Below are 1,631 nucleotides of genomic sequence, written 5' to 3'. Positions count from 1 at the left end.
ATCGACATCGGCAAGCACATCAGAATCAACGAGTGAAAGTGATTCAATTAGTGCAAGCTCGTCACAAAGTAGATCGCAAAGTGTGAGCGAATCGGATTCAGTTAGTACATCAACAAGCGAATCAGTATCAACAAGTGAAAGTGTCTCGAATAGCGCAAGCACGTCCCTAAGTGAATCGCAAAGTACGAGCAATTCAGGCTCAGAAAGTATATCAACGTCATCAAGCGAATCGATATCAATAAGTGAAAGTGACTCAAGCAGTGTAAGCACATCATTAAGTAATTCACAAAGCGCAAGCCTTTCAGACTCAGAAAGCACATCGACATCGGCAAGCACATCAGAATCAACAAGTGCAAGTGAGTCAAGCAGTGTAAGCACGTCACAAAGTGGATCGCAAAGTATGAGTGAATCGGATTCAGAAAGTACATCATCAAGCGAATCAGCATCAACAAGTGAGAGTGACTCAAGAAGTGCAAGTACATCACTAAGTGATTCTCAAAGCACAAGCATTTCAGACTCAGAAAGCACATCGACATCAGCTAGTACGTCAAATTCAACAAGTGAGAGTGGCTCAAGTAGCGCAAGCGCATCACTAAGTGATTCACAAAGCACGAGCGAATCAGATTCAGTCAGTACCTCAACTTCAACAAACGAATCGGTATCAATAAGTGAAAGTGACTCAAGCAGTGTAAGCACGTCACTAAGTAATTCACAAAGTACGAGCGAATCGGATTCAATTAGTGCATCGACATCAGTAAGTACATCAGATTCAATGAGTGAAAGTGAGTCAAGCAGTACAAGTACATCGCTAAGCGAATCACAAAGTACAAGTATTTCAGACTCAGAAAGCGCATCAACATCCGATAGAGCGTCTATGTCAACAAGTGAGAGTGAATCAAATAGTGTACGCACATCGAGATCAGCTAGTACGTCAGATTCAACAAGCGAGAGTGACTCAACAAGTACAAGCACATCACTAAGTAATTCACAAAGTATGAGCGAATCGGATTCAATTAGTGCATCGACTTCAGTAAACGCATCAGACTCAGAAAGCACATCGACATTCGATAGTACATCAGAGTCCACAAGCGAGGAAGGGTCAAATAGTACAAGTGTAAGCAATTCTGAATTCCAGAGTACGAGCGAGTCGGACTCAGTCAGTACCTCAACTTCAACAAGCGAATCGGTATCAATAAGTGAAAGTGACTCAAGTAGTGTAAGTACATCATTAAGTAATTCACAAAGCACAAGCATTTCAGACTCAGAAAGCACATCTATATCAGCTAGTACTTCAGATTCAACAAGTGAGAGTGGCTCAAGTAGTGCAAGCACATCACAAAGTACGAGTGAATCGGATTCAATTAGTACATCGACATCAGCTAGTACGTCAAATTCAACAAGTGAGAGTGAGTCAAATAGCATAAGTGTAAGCAATTCTGAATTCCAAAGTACGAGCGAGTCGGACTCAGTCAGTACATCGATGTCAACAAGTACATCACAAAATAACTCAACAAGTATGAGCACTTCAAACTCAGTAAGTACATCGACATCGGCAAGCACATCAGAATCAACGAGTGAAAGTGATTCAATTAGTGCAAGCTCGTCACAAAGTAGATCGCAAAGTGTGAGCG

1 pseudogene is annotated in these 1,631 nt (G+C 41.6%); it reads left to right on the top strand.

The annotated features are described in order from the left end of the window. Positions 1-1,631, top strand: a pseudogene (locus CD155_RS13310) (lectin-like domain-containing protein); the annotation flags it as partial.

Origin of the sequence: Staphylococcus caprae (assembly GCF_002902725.1) — a bacterium.
Taxonomy (GTDB): domain Bacteria; phylum Bacillota; class Bacilli; order Staphylococcales; family Staphylococcaceae; genus Staphylococcus; species Staphylococcus caprae.
The sequence above is the reverse complement of the archived record's forward strand: the minus strand, read 5'-3'. Positions and strand labels throughout refer to the sequence as shown.